This window comes from Halomonas caseinilytica, from assembly GCF_001662285.1.
Classification (GTDB): Bacteria; Pseudomonadota; Gammaproteobacteria; order Pseudomonadales; family Halomonadaceae; genus Halomonas; species Halomonas caseinilytica.
The window spans coordinates 92,783-114,020 of record NZ_BDEO01000006.1 but is presented as its reverse complement, the minus strand read 5'-3'; the positions used below and the strand labels follow the sequence as shown (position 1 = coordinate 114,020).

24 protein-coding genes are annotated in these 21,238 nt (G+C 63.3%); 6 read left to right on the top strand and 18 right to left on the bottom strand.

All coding sequences use genetic code 11. The annotated features are described in order from the left end of the window. Window positions 1–53: 53 nt before the first annotated feature. Genes mnhG through HSDC_RS06730 form a run of 7 tightly spaced genes read right to left on the bottom strand, consistent with a single transcriptional unit; the run spans window position 54 to window position 5,835 of the window. Window positions 54–455 carry a monovalent cation/H(+) antiporter subunit G gene (mnhG, locus tag HSDC_RS06760; protein WP_064699181.1) on the bottom strand — a complete coding sequence of 134 codons (402 nt, stop codon included), beginning with the start codon at window positions 453–455 and terminating at the stop codon, window positions 54–56. Beyond that, the gene (locus HSDC_RS06755) at window positions 448–717 is read right to left on the bottom strand and encodes an MrpF/PhaF family protein (RefSeq protein ID WP_064699180.1); all 270 of its coding nucleotides are present in this window, start codon (window positions 715–717) and stop codon (window positions 448–450) included. The genes mnhG and HSDC_RS06755 overlap by 8 nt, the downstream gene beginning before the upstream one ends. Window positions 718–732: 15 nt before the next feature. After that, entirely contained in the window at window positions 733–1,206 is a 474-nt protein-coding gene (locus HSDC_RS06750) for a Na+/H+ antiporter subunit E (RefSeq protein WP_064699179.1), read from the bottom strand. Continuing rightward, entirely contained in the window at window positions 1,203–2,720 is a 1,518-nt protein-coding gene (locus tag HSDC_RS06745) for a Na+/H+ antiporter subunit D (protein ID WP_064699178.1), read from the bottom strand. Before HSDC_RS06745 ends, HSDC_RS06750 begins: the two co-directional genes overlap by 4 nt. Next, entirely contained in the window at window positions 2,717–3,064 is a 348-nt protein-coding gene (locus HSDC_RS06740; RefSeq protein ID WP_064699177.1) for a Na+/H+ antiporter subunit C, read from the bottom strand. The genes HSDC_RS06745 and HSDC_RS06740 overlap by 4 nt, the downstream gene beginning before the upstream one ends. A gap of 10 nt (window positions 3,065–3,074) precedes the next feature. Further along, a complete protein-coding gene (locus HSDC_RS06735; protein WP_064699176.1) occupies window positions 3,075–3,512 on the bottom strand; it encodes a Na+/H+ antiporter subunit B in 438 nt (145 codons plus the stop codon). Next, window positions 3,505–5,835: a putative monovalent cation/H+ antiporter subunit A gene (locus HSDC_RS06730; protein ID WP_064699175.1), complete on the bottom strand. Its 2,331-nt coding sequence runs from the start codon at window positions 5,833–5,835 to the stop codon at window positions 3,505–3,507. Before HSDC_RS06730 ends, HSDC_RS06735 begins: the two co-directional genes overlap by 8 nt. 266 nt (window positions 5,836–6,101) lie before the next feature. Here HSDC_RS06730 and HSDC_RS06725 point away from each other — a divergent pair, with 266 nt between their 5' ends. Genes HSDC_RS06725 through HSDC_RS06700 form a run of 6 tightly spaced genes read left to right on the top strand, consistent with a single transcriptional unit; the run spans window position 6,102 to window position 11,940 of the window. Next, entirely contained in the window at window positions 6,102–8,918 is a 2,817-nt protein-coding gene (locus HSDC_RS06725) for a monovalent cation/H+ antiporter subunit A (RefSeq protein ID WP_064699174.1), read from the top strand. After that, the gene (locus HSDC_RS06720) at window positions 8,918–9,265 is read left to right on the top strand and encodes a Na+/H+ antiporter subunit C (RefSeq protein WP_064699173.1); all 348 of its coding nucleotides are present in this window, start codon (window positions 8,918–8,920) and stop codon (window positions 9,263–9,265) included. Before HSDC_RS06725 ends, HSDC_RS06720 begins: the two co-directional genes overlap by 1 nt. Beyond that, window positions 9,262–10,773, top strand: coding sequence for a monovalent cation/H+ antiporter subunit D (locus tag HSDC_RS06715; protein ID WP_064699172.1), 1,512 nt, complete (start codon window positions 9,262–9,264; stop codon window positions 10,771–10,773). The genes HSDC_RS06720 and HSDC_RS06715 overlap by 4 nt, the downstream gene beginning before the upstream one ends. Beyond that, entirely contained in the window at window positions 10,770–11,267 is a 498-nt protein-coding gene (locus HSDC_RS06710; RefSeq protein WP_064699171.1) for a Na+/H+ antiporter subunit E, read from the top strand. Before HSDC_RS06715 ends, HSDC_RS06710 begins: the two co-directional genes overlap by 4 nt. After that, on the top strand, window positions 11,261–11,530 hold the full coding sequence (locus HSDC_RS06705) for a K+/H+ antiporter subunit F (RefSeq protein WP_064699170.1): 270 nt from the start codon (window positions 11,261–11,263) through the stop codon (window positions 11,528–11,530). Before HSDC_RS06710 ends, HSDC_RS06705 begins: the two co-directional genes overlap by 7 nt. A gap of 14 nt (window positions 11,531–11,544) precedes the next feature. Next, window positions 11,545–11,940, top strand: a complete 396-nt coding sequence (locus HSDC_RS06700) for a Na+/H+ antiporter subunit G (protein ID WP_170825749.1) — start codon at window positions 11,545–11,547, stop codon at window positions 11,938–11,940. Between the two features lie 34 nt (window positions 11,941–11,974). On the opposite strand, the gene hemH is transcribed toward HSDC_RS06700, so the two are convergent. The 11 genes from hemH to hslO all read right to left on the bottom strand — a co-directional run bounded on the left by hemH (window position 11,975) and on the right by hslO (window position 21,176). Next, the gene (hemH, locus tag HSDC_RS06695; protein ID WP_064699169.1) at window positions 11,975–13,030 is read right to left on the bottom strand and encodes a ferrochelatase; all 1,056 of its coding nucleotides are present in this window, start codon (window positions 13,028–13,030) and stop codon (window positions 11,975–11,977) included. A 302-nt stretch (window positions 13,031–13,332) separates the two neighbouring features. After that, window positions 13,333–13,635, bottom strand: coding sequence for a DUF6482 family protein (locus HSDC_RS06690; protein ID WP_064699168.1), 303 nt, complete (start codon window positions 13,633–13,635; stop codon window positions 13,333–13,335). A 118-nt stretch (window positions 13,636–13,753) separates the two neighbouring features. Continuing rightward, the gene (locus tag HSDC_RS06685; protein WP_064699167.1) at window positions 13,754–14,047 is read right to left on the bottom strand and encodes a hypothetical protein; all 294 of its coding nucleotides are present in this window, start codon (window positions 14,045–14,047) and stop codon (window positions 13,754–13,756) included. Between the two features lie 70 nt (window positions 14,048–14,117). Beyond that, window positions 14,118–15,509, bottom strand: coding sequence for a replicative DNA helicase (gene dnaB / locus HSDC_RS06680; protein WP_064699166.1), 1,392 nt, complete (start codon window positions 15,507–15,509; stop codon window positions 14,118–14,120). 152 nt (window positions 15,510–15,661) lie between these two features. Next, window positions 15,662–16,108 carry a 50S ribosomal protein L9 gene (rplI, locus tag HSDC_RS06675; protein ID WP_064699165.1) on the bottom strand — a complete coding sequence of 149 codons (447 nt, stop codon included), beginning with the start codon at window positions 16,106–16,108 and terminating at the stop codon, window positions 15,662–15,664. Between the two features lie 15 nt (window positions 16,109–16,123). Further along, window positions 16,124–16,975 carry a hypothetical protein gene (locus HSDC_RS06670; protein ID WP_064699164.1) on the bottom strand — a complete coding sequence of 284 codons (852 nt, stop codon included), beginning with the start codon at window positions 16,973–16,975 and terminating at the stop codon, window positions 16,124–16,126. Window positions 16,976–16,987: 12 nt separating this feature from the next. Continuing rightward, window positions 16,988–17,215 carry a 30S ribosomal protein S18 gene (gene rpsR / locus HSDC_RS06665; protein ID WP_013333281.1) on the bottom strand — a complete coding sequence of 76 codons (228 nt, stop codon included), beginning with the start codon at window positions 17,213–17,215 and terminating at the stop codon, window positions 16,988–16,990. Between the two features lie 33 nt (window positions 17,216–17,248). Continuing rightward, complete coding sequence (gene rpsF, locus HSDC_RS06660) at window positions 17,249–17,620, bottom strand: 30S ribosomal protein S6 (RefSeq protein WP_013333282.1); 372 nt, start codon at window positions 17,618–17,620, stop codon at window positions 17,249–17,251. Between the two features lie 214 nt (window positions 17,621–17,834). Beyond that, on the bottom strand, window positions 17,835–18,332 hold the full coding sequence (gene msrB, locus HSDC_RS06655; protein ID WP_064699163.1) for a peptide-methionine (R)-S-oxide reductase MsrB: 498 nt from the start codon (window positions 18,330–18,332) through the stop codon (window positions 17,835–17,837). A gap of 132 nt (window positions 18,333–18,464) precedes the next feature. Next, window positions 18,465–20,045: a phosphoenolpyruvate carboxykinase gene (locus HSDC_RS06650; protein ID WP_064699162.1), complete on the bottom strand. Its 1,581-nt coding sequence runs from the start codon at window positions 20,043–20,045 to the stop codon at window positions 18,465–18,467. A 255-nt stretch (window positions 20,046–20,300) separates the two neighbouring features. Continuing rightward, window positions 20,301–21,176 (bottom strand): Hsp33 family molecular chaperone HslO, encoded by an 876-nt coding sequence (gene hslO / locus HSDC_RS06645; protein ID WP_064699161.1) that lies wholly within the window; start codon window positions 21,174–21,176, stop codon window positions 20,301–20,303. Between the last annotated feature and the right edge of the window lie 62 nt (window positions 21,177–21,238).

Below are 21,238 nucleotides of genomic sequence, written 5' to 3'. Positions count from 1 at the left end.
CCCCGATCATCGCCTACAAAGGGCACCGGGCGCCAGCCCATCGCGCCATCTCGTCACTTTTCCCGATCCGACACATCGGCCTGGTCGCCTCGTTCGCTGTCCAGCCCACTGTCCAGCCGGTGACTCAGCGGATCGTAATGCGGCTTGAGTTCATCCTTCAGGGTGCCATCCCATAGGCGTGCGCCGACAAAATAGCCGGCACGCCCGATGGCATGGGCCGCCACGGGCGCGGTCATCATGATGAACAGGATGATCCCGAAGGCCCTGGCCACCACGGCCTCCTCGGCGAAGTGCAGGGCCACTGCCAGCATGACCAGCGACACGCCAAGGGTCGCCGCCTTGGTCGTCGCGTGCATGCGGGTCAGCAAATCGGGCAACCGCAGTACGCCGAGCGCGGCCAGGCACATGAAGGCGGCGCCGATCAGAGTCAGGCCCGCGACGAACCACTCAATCATCACGCGGCCCTCCCCGCTCGAGAAAACGCGCAAATCCGATCGTCGCCATGAATCCCATCAACGCCACGACGATGGCGACATCCAGCAACAGGGCTACATCGGCGGCAATGGCTACCACCCCGATGATGCCGACGAGAATCGAGGAAAACAGCTCCAGGGCCACCACCCGGTCGGGCAGACTCGGGCCACGAAACAGGCGAATGAAGGTCAGGCAGAGTGCAAATGCCATTACCGCCAGACTGATCAGAACCACGGTCGACATGCAGAACCTCTCTTGCTAGCGAAACAGCGCCAGGGCTCGACGCTCCAGCTCGGCCAGGCTACGCCTGAGCGCCGGCTCGTCATCGAGAAACATGGCGTGGATGTACAACACCCGGCGGTCATCGGACACATCCAGGCTCAGGGTGCCCGGCGTCAACGAGATCAGATTGGCCACAAAGGCGATCTCGACCTCCGTCCGGGCTTCCAGCGGCATGGCGATGACCCCCGGCTTCATGTACCAGGGTGGCGTGACGATGTCATACGACACCTTGAAATTGGCCATCACCAGTTCCTTGAGAAAAAAGCCGACGAAACGCACCAGGCGAGGCAAGCGCTGGGCATAGCCCGACAGTGCCGGCACCTGGGGCTGGATCAGCGCCAGCACGAGGTACCCGAAGACCAGCCCCGCCAGCAGGTTGCCGCCGCTGAAGTCGCCGGTCAGCACGACCCAGGCCAGCCCCAGCAGCAAGTTCCAGACCACGCCGATCATCGCTCCCCTCCCCTGGCATCGCCGAGCACGGCTTCGATGTAACGCTCCGGCGACAGCAACTGACCGGCCGAGGCCTCGGCAAGGGCGTACAGCGGACCGGCATTGAACCCGATGAACAGGGTACAGAGCGCCAGTCCCGCCACCGGCGTCACCATCAACCACAGCTCGCCGCGCCCGATGGCCTGATCTGGAGCCTCATCGTCCTCGCGCGGATTGGCCTTCCAGAACACTTCGGACCAGAGCTTGACCATCGAATACAACGTCAACAGCCCCACCAGCAGGGCGATGAAGGTCACGCCATAGGCGCCCGCCTCAAGGCCGGCACGAATCACGATGAACTTGGCGAAAAAACCCGACAAGGGCGGCATCCCGGCCAGCGACAGGGCCGAAATCAGAAACAGCACCGCCAGCCACGGGTGCTGACGATACAAACCGCCCAATGCCTCGAGGCGATAGCTGCCTTGCAGCCGGTGCACGATACCGCTGATCAGAAACAGGTTGGCCTTCACGATGATGTGGTGCGCGATGTAGAAGACCCCACCGATGATCGCCAAGGGCGTGAACAGGGCCAGTCCCAGGATCATGTAGCCGATCTGGCTGACGATGTGAAAAGACAGGACACGCCGGAACTCGAACTGCGCCGCAGCACCCAGCACCCCGGACAGCATGGTCAGACCGGCACCCCACAACAGGATTTCATGGGTATAGCCCGGATCATGATGGAAGATCAGCGTGAAGACCCGATAAAGGGCATAGACACCCACCTTGGTCAACAGGCCGGCAAACAGTGCCGATACCGCCACCGGCGGCGTGTGGTAGGCCGCCGGCAACCAGAAGAACAACGGAAATGCCGCCGCCTTGATGCCGAAGGCAACCAGAAACATCATCGCCAGCGCATCGACCATGCCGTTGCCGTCGAGCCTGGGCAGTCGCTGGGCGATATCGGCCATGTTGAGAGTGCCGACCATGCTGTACAGCAACCCCACCGCGATCAGGAAGATCACCGACGACACCAGGTTGAGCGTGACGTACTTGATCGCCCCTTCCATCTGCGGCTTCTCGCTGCCCAGGGTGAGCAGCGCGAAGGAAGCCACCAGCATCACCTCGAACCAGACATAGAGGTTGAAAATGTCGCCGGTGAGAAAGGCCCCCGCCACCCCGGCCAGCAACAAGTGCATCAGCGGAAAGTAGCCGAAGGCCTCGTGGCCACGACCCGTGGTGGCCAGCGAGAACATCGCCACCGCGAATCCGATAATCCCGGTCAACACCACCATGATGGCGCCCAGCAGATCGGCGACCAGGCTGATACCGAAGGGAGCCTGCCAGTCTCCCATCTGCATCACCAGGATGCCGTCACGACTCACCGAGACCAGCAACCAGATGCTGGTGAGCAGCAAGCCAGCGGTGCCGAGCACGGCAATGAAACGCTGCATGCCACGGGACCGCCAGAACACCAGCGACACGGCACCGGCCAGCAGAGGGATCAGGATGGGCAATGCAATCTGAGGGGTCACGTGTCGGTATCCTTCATCCGATCGAGATCATCGGCACGCACGACCTCCCAGGCTCGGCGTACCAGCACCACAGCAAAGGACAAGACGCCAAAGGCAATGACGATGGCCGTGAGTACCAATGCCTGTGGTAGCGGGTCAGCCACGGCCCCCGCTGGTGCCGATAGTCCCTTCGGCACCAGCGGCGGGGCACCGCGCACCATCCCCGCCATGGAGAAGATCAGCAGGTTGGCGGCATTGGAAAGCAGCATCAAGCCGATCACCAGCTTGACGATGGAGCGGCGCAGCATCATGTAGATCGCCGTGGCGAAGAGCACGCCGATCGTCACTGCCATCAGAGATTCCATGACTCTCTCCTCAATCTCGCGAATCGTCGGCATGATCCGTATCGACCAGCGCGGTGATCGCCGTCAGCACCGAACCGACGACCGCCAGATAGACCCCGATATCGAAGATCAACGGCGTGGAGGCCTTGAAGTCGATGACCGGAATCGTCCACCACTGGGAAGTGAAGAAGGGCTCCCCCATCCACCAGGCCGGCAGGGTCGAGAGCACACCGAACAACAACCCCATGGCGACCAGATCGCGGGGCGATACCTTGAGCATCTTGCTCAAAGCACCGCGGCCGTAGGCGAAGAAGTAGAGCGTGAAGGCCCCGGACGCCACCAGGCCAGCGATGAAACCGCCGCCCGGCTCGTCATGGCCACGCAACAGCAGGAACACGGAAAACAACAGTTGCAGGGGCAGCAGCAGGCGTGCCGCCACACTGAGGATCAGGGTGCCGGATCTAACCATTGTTTCCCCTCCTGCCGGGCTGACCGTGGCCGGCATCGTATTCGGCGGCATGGAAACGCAACATCGCATGGACGCCGATCGCGGCCAGCGCCAGTACGAACATCTCGCCCAGCGTATCGAGCGCCCGGAAATCCACCAGAATGACATTGACGATGTTATGGCCATGGGCCAGGGGCTGACTGTTGGCCACCATGTAGTCGGAGATGCGCGGCAGGCGCTCGCCGTTCAGCACCGACAGCATCAGTAGCGTCATCAGCGTACCGAAACTGCCGGCCACCACCAGGTCACGCCAACGCTCCGCCGGAGCGGACAGGGTGGCAAATCGCGGCAAGCGGAAGAGCACCAGCACCAGCAAGACCACGGTCAGGGTCTCCACTAGCAATTGTGTGATGGCCAGGTCCGGGGCGCTGAACAGCACGAAGATCAAGGCAATGGAGAAACCCATGATGCCCACGGCAGCCACGGCGGCCAGTCGCGAGCGCATCACGCAGGCCGCCAGGGCGCCGGCAATCATCAGCCCTGCCACCACCACTTCGTGGAAGTAGGCATCGATTGACATCTCGATATCCAGCGGGTGGCGAACGAGCAGCGCATGACCGACCAGCCCCAGCAGGACCAGCAGCGTCATCACCAGATAATTGCGAACATAGCCGTTCTGGAGGCACCGGGTCTGCCACTCGGCAACCCACACCATGCCGGCCATCAGCTTCTCGTAACCGCGTTCTGGACCTCGATGGATGAGCGGATCGAGCCAGGCCAGTCGCCGGCGGACCCCATCCCAGTATCGAAAGACCAGAAGCCCCAGCACCAGGCTCGCCATCGACAGCAAGAGCGGCAGGTTGATGCCATGCCAGAGCGCCAGGTGCACATTCGCTTCGACGGCGCCCAGGCCGTTCACGGTGACCTCCACCAGGGTATCGAGGGTGCCGGGAGCCAGGCCGAACAGCAAGGAAAGCGCCGCCAACAAGGCTGGCCCAACGAGCATGCCAGCCGGTGCTTCATGAGGTGTCTTCGGGGTCTCGACGCGCGGCCCGAAGAACGGCTTCAGTAGCACGATGGTCGCCACCGCAAGCGTCAGAAAGGCGCCAGTGAAGGCCAGCAGCAGAATCAGCCCGCCATAGTGATCGGCGGCGAGAACCGATTTCAGCATCAACTCCTTGCCGAGAAACCCCAACAGCGGCGGCAGGCCCGCCAGCGACAACGACGCCACGCAGGCCACCACTGCCGTTCGCGGCATCACGCGGCGCAACCCGCCCATGGCCGTGACATCCTTGGTCCCGGTCTCGTGATCGACAATACCGGCCACCATGAACAAGGCGCCCTTGTACAGCGAGTGGGCCAGCAGAAAGACGACGAAGGCGACCAGCGCCCCTTCGGTACCGAGCCCCAGCAGCATGGTCAGCGTCCCCAGCGCCATGACCGTGGAGTAGGCCAGCAGCAGCTTGATATTGATGCTGCGAATGGCCAGGAAGGCACCGGTCAGCATGGTCACGGCCCCCACCAGCGAAAGCGTCACCTCCCAGAGCTCGGTTCCCCCCAGTGCCGGGTGCAGGCGTGCCAGCAGATAGACTCCGGCCTTGACCATGGTGGCGGAGTGCAGGTAGGCCGAGATCGGCGTGGGCGCGGCCATGGCATTGGGCAACCAGAAATGGAAGGGGAACTGGGCCGACTTGGTAAAGGCGCCGATCAGGATGCAGAGCAACATCGGCGTATAGAGCTCATGACCGGTGAGCTGCCCGCCTCGCTCGTTGAGCACGGCCAGCGACCAGCTGTCGCCGGCCTGGGCGAGCATGACGAACCCCGCCAGCAGCGCCAGCCCGCCTCCGACGGTGACGAAGAGCCCCTGCTGGGCCGACTTGCGGGCCACGGGATCGGTATGATGGAAGCCGATCAACAGGTAGGACGTGATGCTGGTGAGTTCCCAGAAGACGAACAACGCCACCAGGTTATCGGCCAGCACCAGGCCCAGCATCGACATCATGAAGGCGGTGATCACCACCAGAAAGCGCGGCAGGTCACGCTCTCCCTTCAGGTACTCTCCCGCATAAACCAGCACCAGCGTGCCGATCACGGTGATCAGCATGGCGAACAACCAGGACAGGCCATCGATCAGGAAGGTCAGGGTGATATCCAACCCCGGCACCCAGGCCCACTCCAGCAGGAGCGACTCGCCATCGGCAAGAACCGGCCACAGGCTGGCAAGCCACACGGCGAAGGCCGCCGGCAACATGGCCATCAACAAGGGTGTCCTGGCCCCGAAGCCACGATGGAGCAGCGGCGCCAGCCCCGCCACCACAAAACCTGCCAGTATCGCCAGTTGCATGCCGCCACCCCCAGCCGACCGAGCGTACTCAAAACCAGGCCCGACTCTAGAGCGACTCGAGACCCCGAGGCAAGAGAGGGCACGATACTTTACCTTTTGCCAGAGAAGGGGGCGTGACGCGTCCATTTTGCGTTAGAGTAGTGGCCAAATGCCATTGATGGGCCTGTTCACCCAGGGACGGACGCGCCACTCAGCGCTTGTCGTCGATCCCTCCTGCGGTGGGACAGTACCCTTGGCCTAACGCAAACGCGCAGGATGACCAATCGATGACATTGCTCTGGATCGCATTGCTCCCTCTTGTCGGAGTACTGGTGCCGGCATTCGGCGCTCGCCTCGAACGCCCTCTCTGCTCACTGGTCACTGCAGTATTGCCGACCACGGCTCTACTGCTGACCCTGGCACAGCTCCCCGCCCTGCTCGACGGCGAGACCTTGCGTTTTGCCGTGGATTGGGTGCCCTCCCTGGGCCTGGAACTCGCCTTCCGGCTCGACGGCTTGTCGGTGCTCTTCAACCTGCTGATCCTGGGCATTGGCCTGCTGATCCTGCTTTATGCCCATTACTACCTGGCCCCCGAGGAGCCCTACGGGCGCTTCTACGCCTATTTGATCCTGTTCATGTCATCCATGGTCGGGATCGCCATGGCCGACAACCTGCTGCTGCTGTGGATGTTCTGGGAACTCACCAGCCTGTCGTCCTTCCTGCTGATCGGGTTCTGGTCGCATCGCAGTGACGCCCGCAAGGGCGCACGCATGGCACTGGCGGTCACCGGCGCCGGAGGCCTGGCGCTGCTGGCCGGGCTGCTGCTGCTCGGCGACATGGTCGGCAGCTTCGACATGAACCAGGTGCTGGCCAGTGGCGACGTCATCCTGGCCGATGAGCGCTACCCGCTGGCACTTGGCCTGGTATTGCTCGGGGCCTTCGCCAAGTCGGCCCAGTTCCCCTTCCATTTCTGGCTGCCTCACGCCATGGCCGCGCCCACACCGGTCTCGGCCTACCTGCACTCCGCCACCATGGTCAAGGCAGGGATTCTGCTGATGGCCCGCCTCCACCCGGCCATCGCCGGTGGTGAGCTCTGGACCCTGGTCGTGACGCTGGTTGGCATGACGACCCTGCTCTACGGCGCCTGGTTCGCGCTGATGAAGACCGATCTCAAGGGCATCCTGGCATTTTCCACGGTCAGCCACCTGGGCCTGATCACGGCCCTGCTGGGAATCGGCACGCCCATGGCGGTACTAGCCGCGCTGTTTCACATCCTCAATCACGCTACCTTCAAGGCAGCGTTGTTCATGAGCGCGGGCATCATCGATCACGAGACCGGTACCCGCGACCTTTCACGACTCGGCGGCCTGCGTAGGGCCATGCCGATCACCGCGTTGCTGACCTCGATCCTCGCGGCAGCCATGGCGGGCGTCCCCCTGCTCAACGGCTTCATCTCCAAGGAGATGTTCTTCACCAGCGCCGCCGGCACCGACATGCTCGGCGGCATCAGCTGGCTGCTGCCGGTACTGGCCACACTGGGCGGTATCCTGTCGGTCGCCTACTCGCTGCGCCTGGTGCATGCGGTCTTCTTCAAGCCCGCTCGCGAGGCACCGCCCAAGTCGCCTCACGAACCCCCTCGCCTGATGCGAGCGCCGGTCGAATTGCTGGCGGTGCTCTGCATCCTGGTGGGGCTGCTTCCCTCGCCACTGGCCGGCGGCCTGCTCGACCTGGCCACCCGAGCGGTACTCGGCGAGCCCATGGAATTCCATCTGGCCATCTGGCATGGCGTCAATCTGCCGCTGCTGATGAGTCTGATCGCCCTGGCCGCCGGGGTCGGCACCTATCTGGGGCACCGCCACCTGCGGCGCTTCCTCAAGGGCTTCAAGCCAGTGGATGCACGCCTGGTGTTCGAGAGCTCGGTGCAATGCGTCGGCCGCTACGCCGAAGCCTGGCTCGGGCGCTTCGACAACGCTTCCCTGCAACGCTACATGAGCCTGCTGCTGCTCACCGCCGTGGTGCTGGCCGGCCTCGGGTTGTTCATGATGCCGAACCTGGCCGGTGACCAGCCCCGCGGCGAAATCGACGGTGTGCTACTGACCGGCGCCATCTTGCTGATGTTCAGTGGCATCGCCACGGTGGCCACCCATCGCTATCGCCTGATTTCACTGCTGATGCTGTCGATGGTGGGCCTGCTGGTCTCGTTGACCTTTGCCCGTTTCTCCGCCCCGGACCTGGCCCTGACCCAGCTCTCGGTGGAAGTGGTGACCATGATCCTGCTGATGCTGGCGCTGTTCTTCCTGCCCCAGAAAACGCCTCGTGAATCCTCGATGCCGCGCAATCTTCGCGACAGCGCGCTGGCCATGGCACTCGGCATGGTCATCGCCAGCCTCAACTACGCTGTCCTGACCCGGGACAATGCCAGCATCGCCGGTTTCTTCATCGACAACAGCGTTCCCGGCGGCGGGGGTCACAACGTGGTCAACGTCATCCTGGTCGACTTCCGTGGCTTCGATACCTTGGGCGAGATCACCGTGCTGGCCATCGCCGGACTGGCGATCCTGAAGCTGCTCAATCGTCTGCGCCTGTTCATGCCACACAGCGATTCCGAGGGCCGGCTCTGGTCTCCCGATCGTTATCCGATGATCCTGACCACCATCTCCCAGGCGCTGCTGCCCCTGGCCCTGCTGGTGTCCGCCTTCATCTTCCTGCGCGGGCACAATCTCCCGGGAGGCGGTTTCATCGCCGGCCTCATCACGGCCGTGGCCCTGATCCTTCTCTACATGGCCCGGGGCGTGGAGTGGGCGCAGGCGCGCCTGGACTTCCAGTACCAGCCCGTGGCCATCGCCGGGGTCGGTCTGGCCACCCTGACCGGTCTCGGCAGCTGGCTGTTCGGCCATCCCTTCCTGACATCGTCCTTCGGCCACTTCCATCTGCCGGTGATCGGTGACTTCGAACTGGCCACGGCCATGATCTTCGACCTCGGCGTCTACCTGGCCGTGGTCGGAGCGACCCTGATGATCCTGGCCAACCTCGGCAAGCTGACGACACCGCACCGGCCGAGCAAGGAAAGCAACATCGCGCCCCCCAGCGAGGAGACGAGCTGATGGAAAGCCTCTATGCCATCACCACCGGCGTGCTCAGCGCCTGTGGCCTTTACCTGACACTACGGGGCAGAACCTTCCCCGTGGTGGTCGGCCTGACCCTGCTGTCCTATGCCGTCAATCTCTTCCTGTTCTCCATGGGCGGACTGACGACCGATGGCGCCGTCGTCGTCAACGGTGACGGCGATTACGCCGATCCGCTGCCCCAGGCACTGGTGTTGACCGCCATCGTCATCGGCTTCGCCATGACGGCCTTTGCGGTCATCCTGGCCATGCGCGCCCGGGGCGACATGGGCAACGACCATGTCGATGGTCGCAAGCATGAGGATCGAGAGGAGACGCGTCGGTGATACAGCATTTGATCGTCCTGCCCGTCGTCCTGCCGCTCGTCATGGGCGTCGTACTGCTGCGCTCGCGCTTCGGCAGCACGCGCTTCAAGCGCATCGCGAGCGTCGCCGCCACCCTGGCACTCGCCGCCATCTCCCTAGCCCTGCTGCTGCGGGCCGCCGACGGCGAGATTGCCTACTACGCCCTCGGTGGCTGGCAGCCGCCCTTCGGCATCGTGCTGGTGCTGGATCGACTCTCGGCCCTGATGGTGATGCTCACCTCGGTTCTCGCGATCGGTTGCGTGATCTTCGCCTGCGGCGGTGACGACGAGAAAGGCAGCAACTTCCACGGACTCTTCCAGCTCCAGCTGATGGGGATCAACGGCGCTTTCCTGACCGGCGACCTGTTCAACCTCTTCGTCTTCTTCGAGGTGCTGCTGCTGGCTTCCTACGCCCTGCTGCTGCATGGTGGAGGCAAATCGCGGATACAGTCGGCCGTGCACTATGTGGTGCTCAACCTGGCCGGCTCGGCGCTGTTCCTGATCGCCGTGGGCGTGCTCTATGGCGCCACCGGCACCCTCAACATGGCCGACATGGCCGCACGCCTGGGCGAGCTTCCCGCCGAGCGCAACGGGCTGGTCACCGCCGGCGCCCTGCTGCTGCTGGTGGTCTTCGGCCTGAAAGCCGCCATCCTGCCGCTCTACTTCTGGCTGCCACGTGCCTATGCCGCCGCCCCGGCACCGGTGGCGGCGCTATTCGCCATCATGACCAAGGTCGGCGTCTACGCCATCCTGCGGGTCTATTCTCTGGTGTTCGGCGAGCAGGCCGGCGAGCTCGCTGCCCTCGAGCAGCCCTGGGTGTGGTGGATGGCACTCGCCACCCTGGTGGCCGCCACCATCGGCGTGCTGGCCGCGAGAGATCTTCGCCTGCTGGTCGCCTATCTCGTCCTGGTCTCTGCCGGCACCCTGCTGGCCGGGGTCGGCATGAATACGCCCGAGGCCACCGCCTCGCTGCTCTACTACCTGGTGCACACGACCCTGGTCACCGGCGGCCTGTTCCTGCTGGCGGAAATGATCGCCCAGCAGCGCGGCAAGGCCGGCACACGCATCGTCAAGGGCCGCCCCCTGACCCAGGGCGGCGCCCTGGCGGGGCTCTTCTTCCTCGGCGCCGCGGCCATGGCCGGCCTGCCGCCACTTTCCGGTGCCATCGGCAAGGCGCTGCTGCTGCATGCCGCCGATGCCGGGCAGCGCCCCTGGCTCTGGCCCATTCTGCTGATCAGTGGCCTGTGCGCCATCATCGCTCTTTCTCGGGCGGGATCGACGCTGTTCTGGCGTAGCCATGAAGGCGAACGAGGCGGCGAGCCGCTGCCCCGCCAACAATGGATCGGCGTGAGCCTGCTGCTTGCCACCTCGCCGCTGCTGGTAGCCCTGGCCGGACCGATCAGCGACTATACCCAGGCCACCGCTGCTCAGTTGGCCGATCCCGGCGCCCTGGTGAGCGCGTTACTGTCCGACAATGGAGGCGCCCCATGATCAAGCCCCGCCGCTGGCTCCCCATTCCCCTGCTGTCGCTGCTGCTGCTGGCCGTCTGGCTGCTGATGGTGCGCAGCCTATCACCGGGCCAGATCCTGCTGGGCAGCGTCCTGGCGATCGTCATCCCCCTGTATACCTATCGCTTCTGGGATGTTCAGCCAAGCGTACGCCGCCCCGGGCTGTTGCTACGCTTCGTGCTGCGCGTGCTGGGCGACATCATCGTCGCCAACTTCCATGTCGCCTGGCTGATCGTCAATCCCTGGCGGCGCACGCGCCCGCACTTCGTGGAATATCCGCTGATGCTGCAGGAGCGCTTCACCATCACGCTGCTGGCCAACACCATCAGCCTGACGCCGGGGACGGTATCGGCCAACCTGCGCATGGATGGCAAATCCCTGCTGATCCACGCGCTGGACGTTGCAGATGACGAAGCGCTCATCGAGCAAATCCGTGAGCGCTACGAGCGGCCGCTCAAGGAGATCTACGAATGCTAGATATCGCGCTGAAGATCAGCCTGGCCCTGGTGTTGATCGCCATCTTGCTCAATACCTACCGCCTCTCGGTCGGGCCCGACATGCCGGACCGCATCCTGGCGCTGGACACCATGTACGTGAACTCCATCGCGCTGATCGTGCTGATGGGGCTGTGGCTCAATACCAAGACCTACTTCGAGGCCGCGCTGCTGATCGCCATGCTCGGTTTCATCAGTACCGTGGCCGTGTGCAAGTATCTGCTGCGCGGCGACATCATCGAATAGAAGGAGCACATCACATGTCGATCTATGTGATCCTGGAAGGCGTGATATCACTCTTTCTGATCGCCGGCGGCGCCTTCATCTTCATCGGCTCGCTGGGCATGACTCACCTGCGGGACTTCTACATGCGCCTGCACGGGCCGACCAAGGCCACTACCATGGGGATCGGCTGCATCCTGGTCGCCTCGATGCTCTACTTCGGCGTCATCGACAACTACCCCGTTATTCAGGAACTGCTGATCGCCTTGTTCCTCTTCATCACGGCCCCCGTCAGTGCGCACCTGCTGGCCAAGACGGGCCTGCACCAGCAGCTCAAGCGCGTTGACAAGACGCAGGGTCAGCCGGCCGAACTACGTGACGAGGAAGTCGGGAAGAAACCGGTGCCGCATCATCCGGACGCGGGACACGACTAAGGGGCCATGATGGCCCCTTAAGGAGCGTCGGCGCTCATAGCCAGCCGGCGAGTTCGCGCTCGACGATGGCCGTCAGCGCCTGAATGTGGTCGTCACGAGCATTGAGGCACGGCACATAGGTAAAGGTCTCGCCGCCGGCATCGAGAAAGGCGCCGCGAATCTCTTCCTCGATTTCCTCCAGAGTCTCCACGCAATCGGCGGAGAACGCCGGCGACACCACCGCGATATGCCGGACGCCCTGCCTGGCGAGCTTGGCGACATGCTCCACGGTAGCCGGCCCCACCCACTCTTCAGGCCCGAACTTCGACTGGAAGGTGGTGACGATGGCGTCGTCATCCAGCCCCAGCTGTTCCTGCAACAGCCTCGTGGTCTTGCGACAATGACAGTAATAGGGGTCGCCTTCGTCGAGAAAACGCTTGGGAACGCCATGATAGGAGGCCACCAGCACCTCCGGGCGGGACGTGGCGGCGGCATAGGCCTCGCGCACCGAAGCACTCAGAGCCTCGAGATAGGCCGGATGATCGAAGTAGGCCGGCACGGTCCGGATGGCCGGCTGCCACTTGAGCTTCATCAAGGCCCGGAAGGCCTGGTCGTTGGCCGTCGCGGTCGTCGGCGAACCGTACTGCGGGTACAGCGGGAAAAACACGATTCGCTCGCACCCTTGGGCCTGCAACCGCTTCAGGACGCTTTCGGTCGAAGGATTACCGTAGCGCATGCAGAATGCCACCTCGAGCCAATCCCCATAGAGACGTCCGAGTTCGGTCGCGAGCTTGTCAGTCTGTTCGCGGGTGATGGTCAGCAAGGGGCTCTCGTCCCTTTCCCGGTTCCAGATGCCACGGTAGGCCTTGCCGGAGGCGAAGGGACGACGGCTGAGGATCACCAGTTGCAGCAGCGGTTGCCATAGCCAGGGCGAGTAGTCGACGACACGGCGATCGGAGAGAAATTCGCTGAGGTAACGCCGTACCGACCAGTAGTCGGTCGCATCCGGCGTGCCAAGATTGGCCAGAACCACGCCGACCTTGCCCCCCTTGAGTTCGGGATGCCCCTCAGGTGTCCGGGACAAGGATGCCGTTTCCTCGGGGTGTGCCATGTCGAAGTCTCCTGCGGTGCGGGGCCATGGGAGCACAAGGATACCATTGGCACGGCGACTGGCGGAATAGAGTTATACTATCAACTCAATTTGTACAAGAATTGTAGCGGTTACTGGCCGAGGCGAGCGAACCGGAACGTGCCGTCACCCACACGCGCGGCTCCGCCGTGGCCCGATTCTCGAAGGCCCGACGGTCGTTGTGTCGATCGATGAGGTGTATGGCGGGAGGAAAGATCGGCTCGCCAACGTCGGAGCCGAAAGAGGTGATATCAGGGTGAATGATGGCGGTCGATGGTGGCCGTTCAGAAGACCAGCGGCATGCGCGCGTTCAGCGGATCCCGATAACGGGCCCGGTGACCGATCATCTCGTCCTCGGGCACCTGTTCCACCAGATAGGCCCGGTTTACACCGGCGCGCTTGAGTTCCAGGTAGACATCGTCCAGCGAGCGAAACAGCATGGGCTTGCCGGTAGAGGTCAGCATGTGGCGCTGCCCTTCCACGTCTTCGAGTTCCACCTGGTAGAACCGATTGCCCGCATGGCCGATCACGCGGATTTCGAAATTGTCGTGCTGAGCCACGAAGGCCCTGAGGTCATTGAGGTCCATGAATCCCTCCATCCGGGAGTCGACTAGGGTAGATCGGCTCCAGCCTGGAGATGTCACGTGACACCTGGATGACCGATCCGTGTCGCTCCTGTGACCGATGGCGAGACCTTGGGTTCCCTTACTGGTATTCCGAGGGATCGATGGCCTTGCCCAGGGAGTTGCGATCGACCCATTTGCCGGCCTTGGTTTCCTTGTAGCGCAGCACTACTCGATCACCGACCTCGACGGGCAACTCGGCATCCTCGGTCTGATAGCTGTAATGCTCGCCATCCACCACCAGTTGATAGCGGTACAGATCGGGCATCCCCAGCCATTCCTTGAAAGGCCCTTCCCGCTCCACCGATTGCAACTCGCCGCGCGCCTCGAGCTTCGGGGCACGGCGACGGTTGCCGCGCCGAAATCCGCCTGCCATGGTCTTCCTCCAGTATGCTGTTGGGGGGTCGGATTATACGGGGCTCGCTGCTCGGCTCAAGCATTGCGCCTCACTCGCCGAACCCGCCGCCTCCATAGCTGTCGGGGGCGAGATCCTCGAAGCGCGTGTACTTGCCGATGAAGGCCATGTGCACCGTACCGATGGGACCGTTACGCTGCTTGCCGATGATGACCTCGGCCAGCCCCTGATTGTCGGGGTTATCGGGATTGTAGACTTCATCACGATAGACGAAGCCGATGATGTCGGCATCCTGCTCGATGGCGCCCGACTCGCGCAGGTCCGACATGACCGGGCGCTTGTTGGGACGCTGCTCCAGGGAGCGGTTGAGCTGGGAGAGCGCCACCACCGGGCAGCCGAACTCCTTGGCAAGGCCCTTGAGCGAGCGCGATATCTCCGAGATCTCCCCGGTACGGTTCTCGGAGAATCCGGGAATCTGCATCAGCTGCAGGTAGTCGATCATGATCAGGGCGAGATTACCGTGCTCCCGCACCACTCGCCGGACGCGCGAACGCATCTCGTTGGGCGACAGGGCCGCCGTATCGTCGATGAACAGCTGCTTGTCCTTGAGCAGGTTCACTGCCGAGGTAAGCCGCGGCCAGTCCTCGTCTTCCAGCTGGCCGGTACGTACCCGCGTCTGGTCGATGCGCCCGAGCGACGACAGCATCCTCAGCATCAACGCCTCCGCCGGCATCTCCATGGAAAACACCATCACCGGCTTGTCGCTGGAGATCACCGCATGTTCGACCAGGTTCATGGCAAAGGTGGTCTTGCCCATCGAAGGGCGTCCGGCAATGATCACCAGATCGGAAGGCTGCAGACCGGACGTCATGTCGTCGAGATCACGGAAGCCGGTGGACAGCCCCGTCATCTCACCCTGCATGTTGAACAGCTCATCGATGCGGTCCACGGCCTTGGCCAGCAGATCGCTCATGCCGATGGGGCCACCGGACTTGGGCCGCTCCTCACTGATCTGGAAGACCAGCCGCTCGGCCTCGTTGACGAGCTCGTCGGCAGGACGCCCCTGGGGCGCGAAGGCGCTCTCCGCCACCTGATTGGCGGCGCGGATCAGCTTGCGCAGGGTGGCCCGCTCGCGAACGATGTCGGCATAGGCGCGGATGTTGCTGGCCGACGGCGTGTTGCGGGCCAGTTCCGCCAGGTAGGCCAAGCCGCCCACGGTGTCCAGCTGGTCGCGCCCTTCCAGTGCCTCCGACATCGTCACCACGTCCATGGGGCGAGCCTCCTCGGCAAGCTGGCCCATGACGTTGAAGATCAGGCGATGCTCGTAGCGGTAGAAGTCATCCGCCACGAGCCGGTCGGCCACATTGTCCCAGGCGAGGTTATCGAGCATCAGACCGCCGAGTACCGACTGCTCGGCCTCCAGCGAGTGAGGCGGCACCTTGAGCGCCGCGGTTTCCTTGTCGAGCTCGAGGGGTTCATTCATGACGGCGAGGCCCTTGACGAAATCGGCGCCACCATTCTACCCGAAGGGGAAAGACGACCCCATGCCTCGGTGGTGGCACACAGGCAATCAAAAAAGGGCGCGAGGTTAGCCCTCGCGCCCCTGGACATCCGCGTGGACATCGCTGATCGGGCTTATTCGCCCACGACCACCACGCGCACGGTGGCGTCGACTTCGGCATGCAGGTGCAGGTCGATGTCGTATTCGCCGGTCTGGCGAATCGGCCCCTGCGGCATGCGAACTTCGCTCTTGGCCACTTCGATACCGGCAGAGGAGATCGCCTCGGCCAGATCACGCGGACCAATGGAACCGAACAGCTTGCCTTCGTCACCGCTCTTGGCAACCAGCGACAATTCGATGTCGTTGAGTTGTTCGGCGCGAGCCTCGGCCTCGGCCTTGCGCTCGGCCGCTTCGGCCTCGAGCTCGGCGCGCTGGGCCTCGAAGGCCTCGATGTTTTCCTTGGTGGCCGGCACGGCAAGGCCGTAGGGCACCAGGTAATTACGGCCATAGCCAGGCTTGACGTTGACCTGGTCACCCAGACCGCCCAGCTTGCCAATCTTGTCGAGCAGAATGACTTCCATCTCGTTAACCTCTTGTCAGTTGCCGTGGCCGAGGCGTGCGCGGAAATCCACGAACGAATCCAGCAAGGCCACGAGCAGCACGATGAGAATCATGGGCCAGGTGAAGATCAGCAGGACATAGAAGATGCCCAGCCACACCCCATGCATTCCCTTCAATCCAATAAAACCATGTACCAGCGCGATGCCGGCCACCAGCAGCGGAACCCAGACCAGCATGCCCAGACCGGGCAGGTTGAGCACTACGCCAGCCAGGCCGATCCCGAACAGCACCAGCAGCTCACGAGGCGCCAGCCGCAGGGCATGGAATTCCTCGCGGAAGCCGCCGGGATTATAGAGCCCGGCCTGCCAACCTCTGGCCAGCGCCAGGCACCCTACCGACACCAGCAGCACCACCAGGCCGGTGACACCGCCGATCAATAGATTGGCGAGTTGCCTGGTGTCCACGCCCTGCCCCGCCAGATCGTCGAGCATCGTCGCGATCTCCGGTGCGCCCTGGCGCAGTTGCTCCAGCAGGGGCTCGACCCCGCCAGGCGGCAGGAAGATCCCCAACTGGATCATCAGCGCCCCTCCCAGGGCACCGATGACAAGCGCTTCGCTCCAGCGCATCCGGGCACGCAGCACTACTGCCATCAGGGTCACCAGCAGGACGCTGGACAGGGGAATGACATCCCCCTGGCTCCACCACCACCCTGCGGGCAGGGCGGCGGCCACGATCACCGGCAAGGCCGACGACAGCCCCCTGCGCAGTGTGACCAGCGCCGCGATGGCAGCCCCCAGCCAGAAAAGCCAGGGAACCAGGGTGCTGACGGCCGCCCCGATCGTCGCTTGGGGCAAGCCCTGCATCAGCCATCGAGCGACAGGCAGCATCGTGACGGTGGCTTACTGGTGGCTATCGGTGTAAGGCAGCAGCGCCAGGTAGCGTGCCCGCTTGATGGCGGTGGACAGCTGACGCTGGTAGCGAGCCTTGGTGCCGGTGATACGGCTGGGAACGATCTTGCCGGTCTCGGTGACGTAGGCCTTGAGCGTGTCCAGATCCTTGTAGTCGATCTGCTTCACGCCTTCGGCGGTGAAACGGCAAAACTTGCGGCGACGGAAAAAGCGTGCCATGTGAAGACTCCTTCAAACGTGCGACGGTTGGGCTCAGGCGGACTCGGCGGTGCGCGGCTTTTCGTCGCGACGCGCGCGCTTGTCCTCGGCCGGCTTCATCATCGGTGAAGCTTCGGTGATGGCTTCCTTGCAGCGCACCACCAGGCTGCGAATGATGGCATCGTTGAAACGGAAGATGTTCTCGATTTCCTCGAGCGTCTCGCCGCTGCATTCGACGTTCATCAGCACGTAGTGAGCCTTGTGGATCTTGTTGATCGGGTAGGCCATGTGGCGGCGCCCCCAATCCTCGAGACGGTGCACGGTTCCGCCGTTCTCGGTGACGATGCCGGTATAACGCTCGACCATCGCCGGGACCTGCTCGCTCTGGTCCGGGTGGACCATGAAGACGATCTCGTAATGACGCATGGATTCTCCTTGCGGTTTGGCAGCTTCCGGTGGAGGCGTTGAGCACCCCAGGGGAAGCAAGGAGGTGGTTCTCGGAATATACGTTGCCCGCTCGCTGGACGAACGGGCGCAAGTATTCTATAGAGTGCGCGGGGTGTACGCAAGCTGCAGGCAAGCGCTCACTCCCGCCTCCGCGGCCACACGACGCTCGAGGCGCGAGCCTCGCCACGCACGTCTAGGCCGGCACAAAGGTCAGGGCCAGCCCGTTGTTGCACCAGCGCAGTCCCGTGGGCTCGGGGCCATCCTCGAAGACATGCCCCTGATGACCGCCGCAACGGGCACAGTGATATTCGGTACGCGGTATCAACAGGACAAAGTCCAGCTCAGTGAGCAGGTGACCCTGGATGTGAGTGAAGAAGCTCGGCCAGCCCGTGCCGGAGTCATATTTCATGCCGCTTTCGAACAATGGCAGGTCACAACCGGCGCAATGATAGACGCCTTTCCGGGTTTCCTGATCCAGCGGGCTGGAAAAGGCCGGCTCCGTCCCCGCTTCCCGCAGTATCTCGAACTGTTCATCGGTGAGCTTCTCCCGCCACTCGGCCTCGGTGAGCTCGAGCGTCTCGAGGCCCGGCGCCGGGGAGAGATCCAGTTTGGGGCGAGCACTGGCAAGGCCGGGAGCCAGGCCGGCCAGGCCACCGAGCCCCAACAGACCGAGAAAATGACGACGTTGCATGGCACGACTCCTTTTCCAGGACGTGATCCGCGAGGGCCCGCTGCCCCAGGTGCGATGAAAAAAGCGGAGAGGAATGCCCCTCTCCGCTTTCGACTCTCCGCAAGCAGCGGTGTTCAGTGTCGCCCTCGGAACTCAGTCGAGGCTGGGACCGGCCTTGATGATGGCCTCGCTGACGCCGTCGAACTTCTTGAAGTTATCGACGAACTTGGACACCAGCTCCTTGAGATGGCGATCATAGGACTCCCGGTCAGCCCAGGTCTCGCGCGGGTCGAGCAGGCGGGTCTCAACGCCCGGCACGGCCGTCGGCACCTCCAGATTGAGGCCTTCGATGCGCTTGGTTTCGATATCGCGCAGCACCCCGGACTGAATGGCATGAATGATGGCGCGCGTGGTGGGGATGGAAAAACGCGCCCCACCCTCACCGTAGGCACCGCCGGTCCAGCCGGTGTTGACCAGATAGACCTGGGCATCCTTCTCGGCCACGCGCTTGATCAGCAGGTCGGCGTATTCCCGGGCCGGGCGCGGGAAGAACGGCGCCCCGAAGCAGGTGGAGAAGGTGGCCGCCAGCCCCTCGGAGGAGCCCATCTCGGTAGAGCCCACCTTGGCCGTATAGCCCGACAGGAAATGATAGGCCGCCGCTTCCTTGGAGAGCACGGAAACCGGCGGCAGCACGCCACTCATGTCACAGGTCAAAAAGACAATGGCGTTGGGTTCGCCGGCTCGATTCTCGGCCACACGCTTCTCGACGTGTTCGAGCGGATACGCGGCACGCGAGTTCTGGGTCAGGCTGTCGTCGGCATAATCCGGCTGGCGACGATCATCGAGGACCACGTTCTCGAGCACGGTGCCGAACTGGATGGCATTCCAGATTACCGGCTCGTTCTTCTCGGAGAGATCGATGCACTTGGCATAGCATCCCCCTTCGATATTGAAGACGGTCCCCACACCCCAGCCGTGCTCGTCGTCGCCGATCAGGAAACGCGACGGGTCGGCGGACAGGGTGGTCTTGCCGGTTCCGGAAAGCCCGAAGAACAAGGTGGTCTCGCCATCCTCGCCGACATTGGCACTGCAATGCATCGGCAGCACATCGGAGGCCGGCAGCAGGAAGTTCTGTACCGAAAACATGGCCTTTTTCATCTCGCCGGCATAACGCATGCCCGCGATCAGCACCCGGCGCGCGGCGAAGTTGATGATCACGCAGCCTTCGGAATTGGTGCCATCACGCGCCGGCTCGCACTCGAAGAAAGGCGCATTGAGAATGGTCCACTCGTCCTTGGCCGAGGGGTTGTACGGCTCGGGACGCACGAACATGGTGCGGCCGAACAGGTTGTGCCAGGCCGTCTCGGTGGTCACGCGAACCGGCAGGTAGTGGACCGGATCGCTGCCCACGTGCAACTCGGAGACATAGTGCTCGCTGGCACCCAGATAGGCCTCGACACGCTCCCAGAGGGCATCGAACCTGTTGGCATCGAAGGGTTGGTTGACACTGCCCCAGTCGATCTGGCCGCTGGTGGACGGCTCCTCGACGATGAAACGATCCTTGGGCGAGCGGCCGGTACGTTGACCGGTATTCACCACCAGTGCGCCATTGGCCGCCAGACGGCCTTCGCCATTGGCCACGGCACGCTCGATCAACTCGGCGCTGCTGAGGTTGACGTGGGCGGTGGCGGACTGCGCACTGGCAGCCTGTGGAACGGCTTGAGTCGTGGTCATGTCGGTTCCTGGGCCTTGCGGCCAATTCTCTCTCGTTTGCCGGGCGTCCTTGACGCGTGTCTGCCCATCCCTCGAACGCCGCATGCGGTTACCCGTCTCGTGTTCGGCGACGCCCGTTTGAGGATGAGTGGCGCGCATTATGGCAAAAACCCAGCCATCGGGAAACGCCGACATTGCCCGACGTTCTTGTAGTTTTACTACTACATCAGGACCGATCACCTCATGATCCACGCTGTTCGACTTGCCGCTCCTGATTCAGTGAACCGTCGGCGGAGGCCCTTCCGGGTCGTCGAGCATCGCCTCGACCTCGGCGACGGTGAACTGGTAGCGGGTATGGCAGAAGTGGCACTGGGTGGCGATGCCACCCTGCTCGGCCAGGATATCGCGCAATTCCTCATTGCCCAGACTCAACAGGGCTCCCGCAATGCGCTCACGGGAGCAGGTGCAACCAAAGCGCAAGGCCTTGGGATCGAACACCCGCACCTGCTCCTCGTGGAAGAGACGATGCAGCAGGTCATGCTGTTCCAGCGCCAGCAGTTCATCGGCCGTGACGGTGGCAGCCAGATGCACCATGCGCTCCCAGGCATCCTCGTCCTGATTCAAGGACTCATCGGGCAAGCGCTGCAGCAGCAGCCCTCCACAGCGTTGCTGATCGGCAGCCAGCCAGAGTCGCGTGGGCAGTTGCTCGGAGCGGCTGAAGTAATCTTCCAGACATCCGGCCAGGCTATCCCGCTCCAGCGTGACGATGCCCTGATACCGTCGCCCTTCACGGGGATCCAGGGTGATGGTGATCTGCCCTTCGCCAAGCAATTCGGCAAAGCCGGCCTCATCATCGGGGATCGCGGCATTCTCATCCAGTTGGGCGATGGCACGCAGCTCGCCACCGGGATTCGATTCCGCCATCAGCAACGACAAGGCTCCCTTGCCCCGGACCTCGATGCTCATGGTGCCATCGAGCTTGACGGTCTCGGTGAGCAGCGCTACGGCGGCCAGAAGCTCGCCGAGCTGCCGGGTGACGGCAGGCGGATAGTCGTGCCGCTCGAGGACCTCGGCATGGGCCTGCTCGAGGGAAACGACTTCACCACGCACATTGGTGTTGTCGAAAAGGAAACGCTGTATCTGGTCGGTCATGAATACTGCCTGAACTATGTAGTAAGAAATCAGAGGAGGAGGAAGACGACACCTGCCTCGGC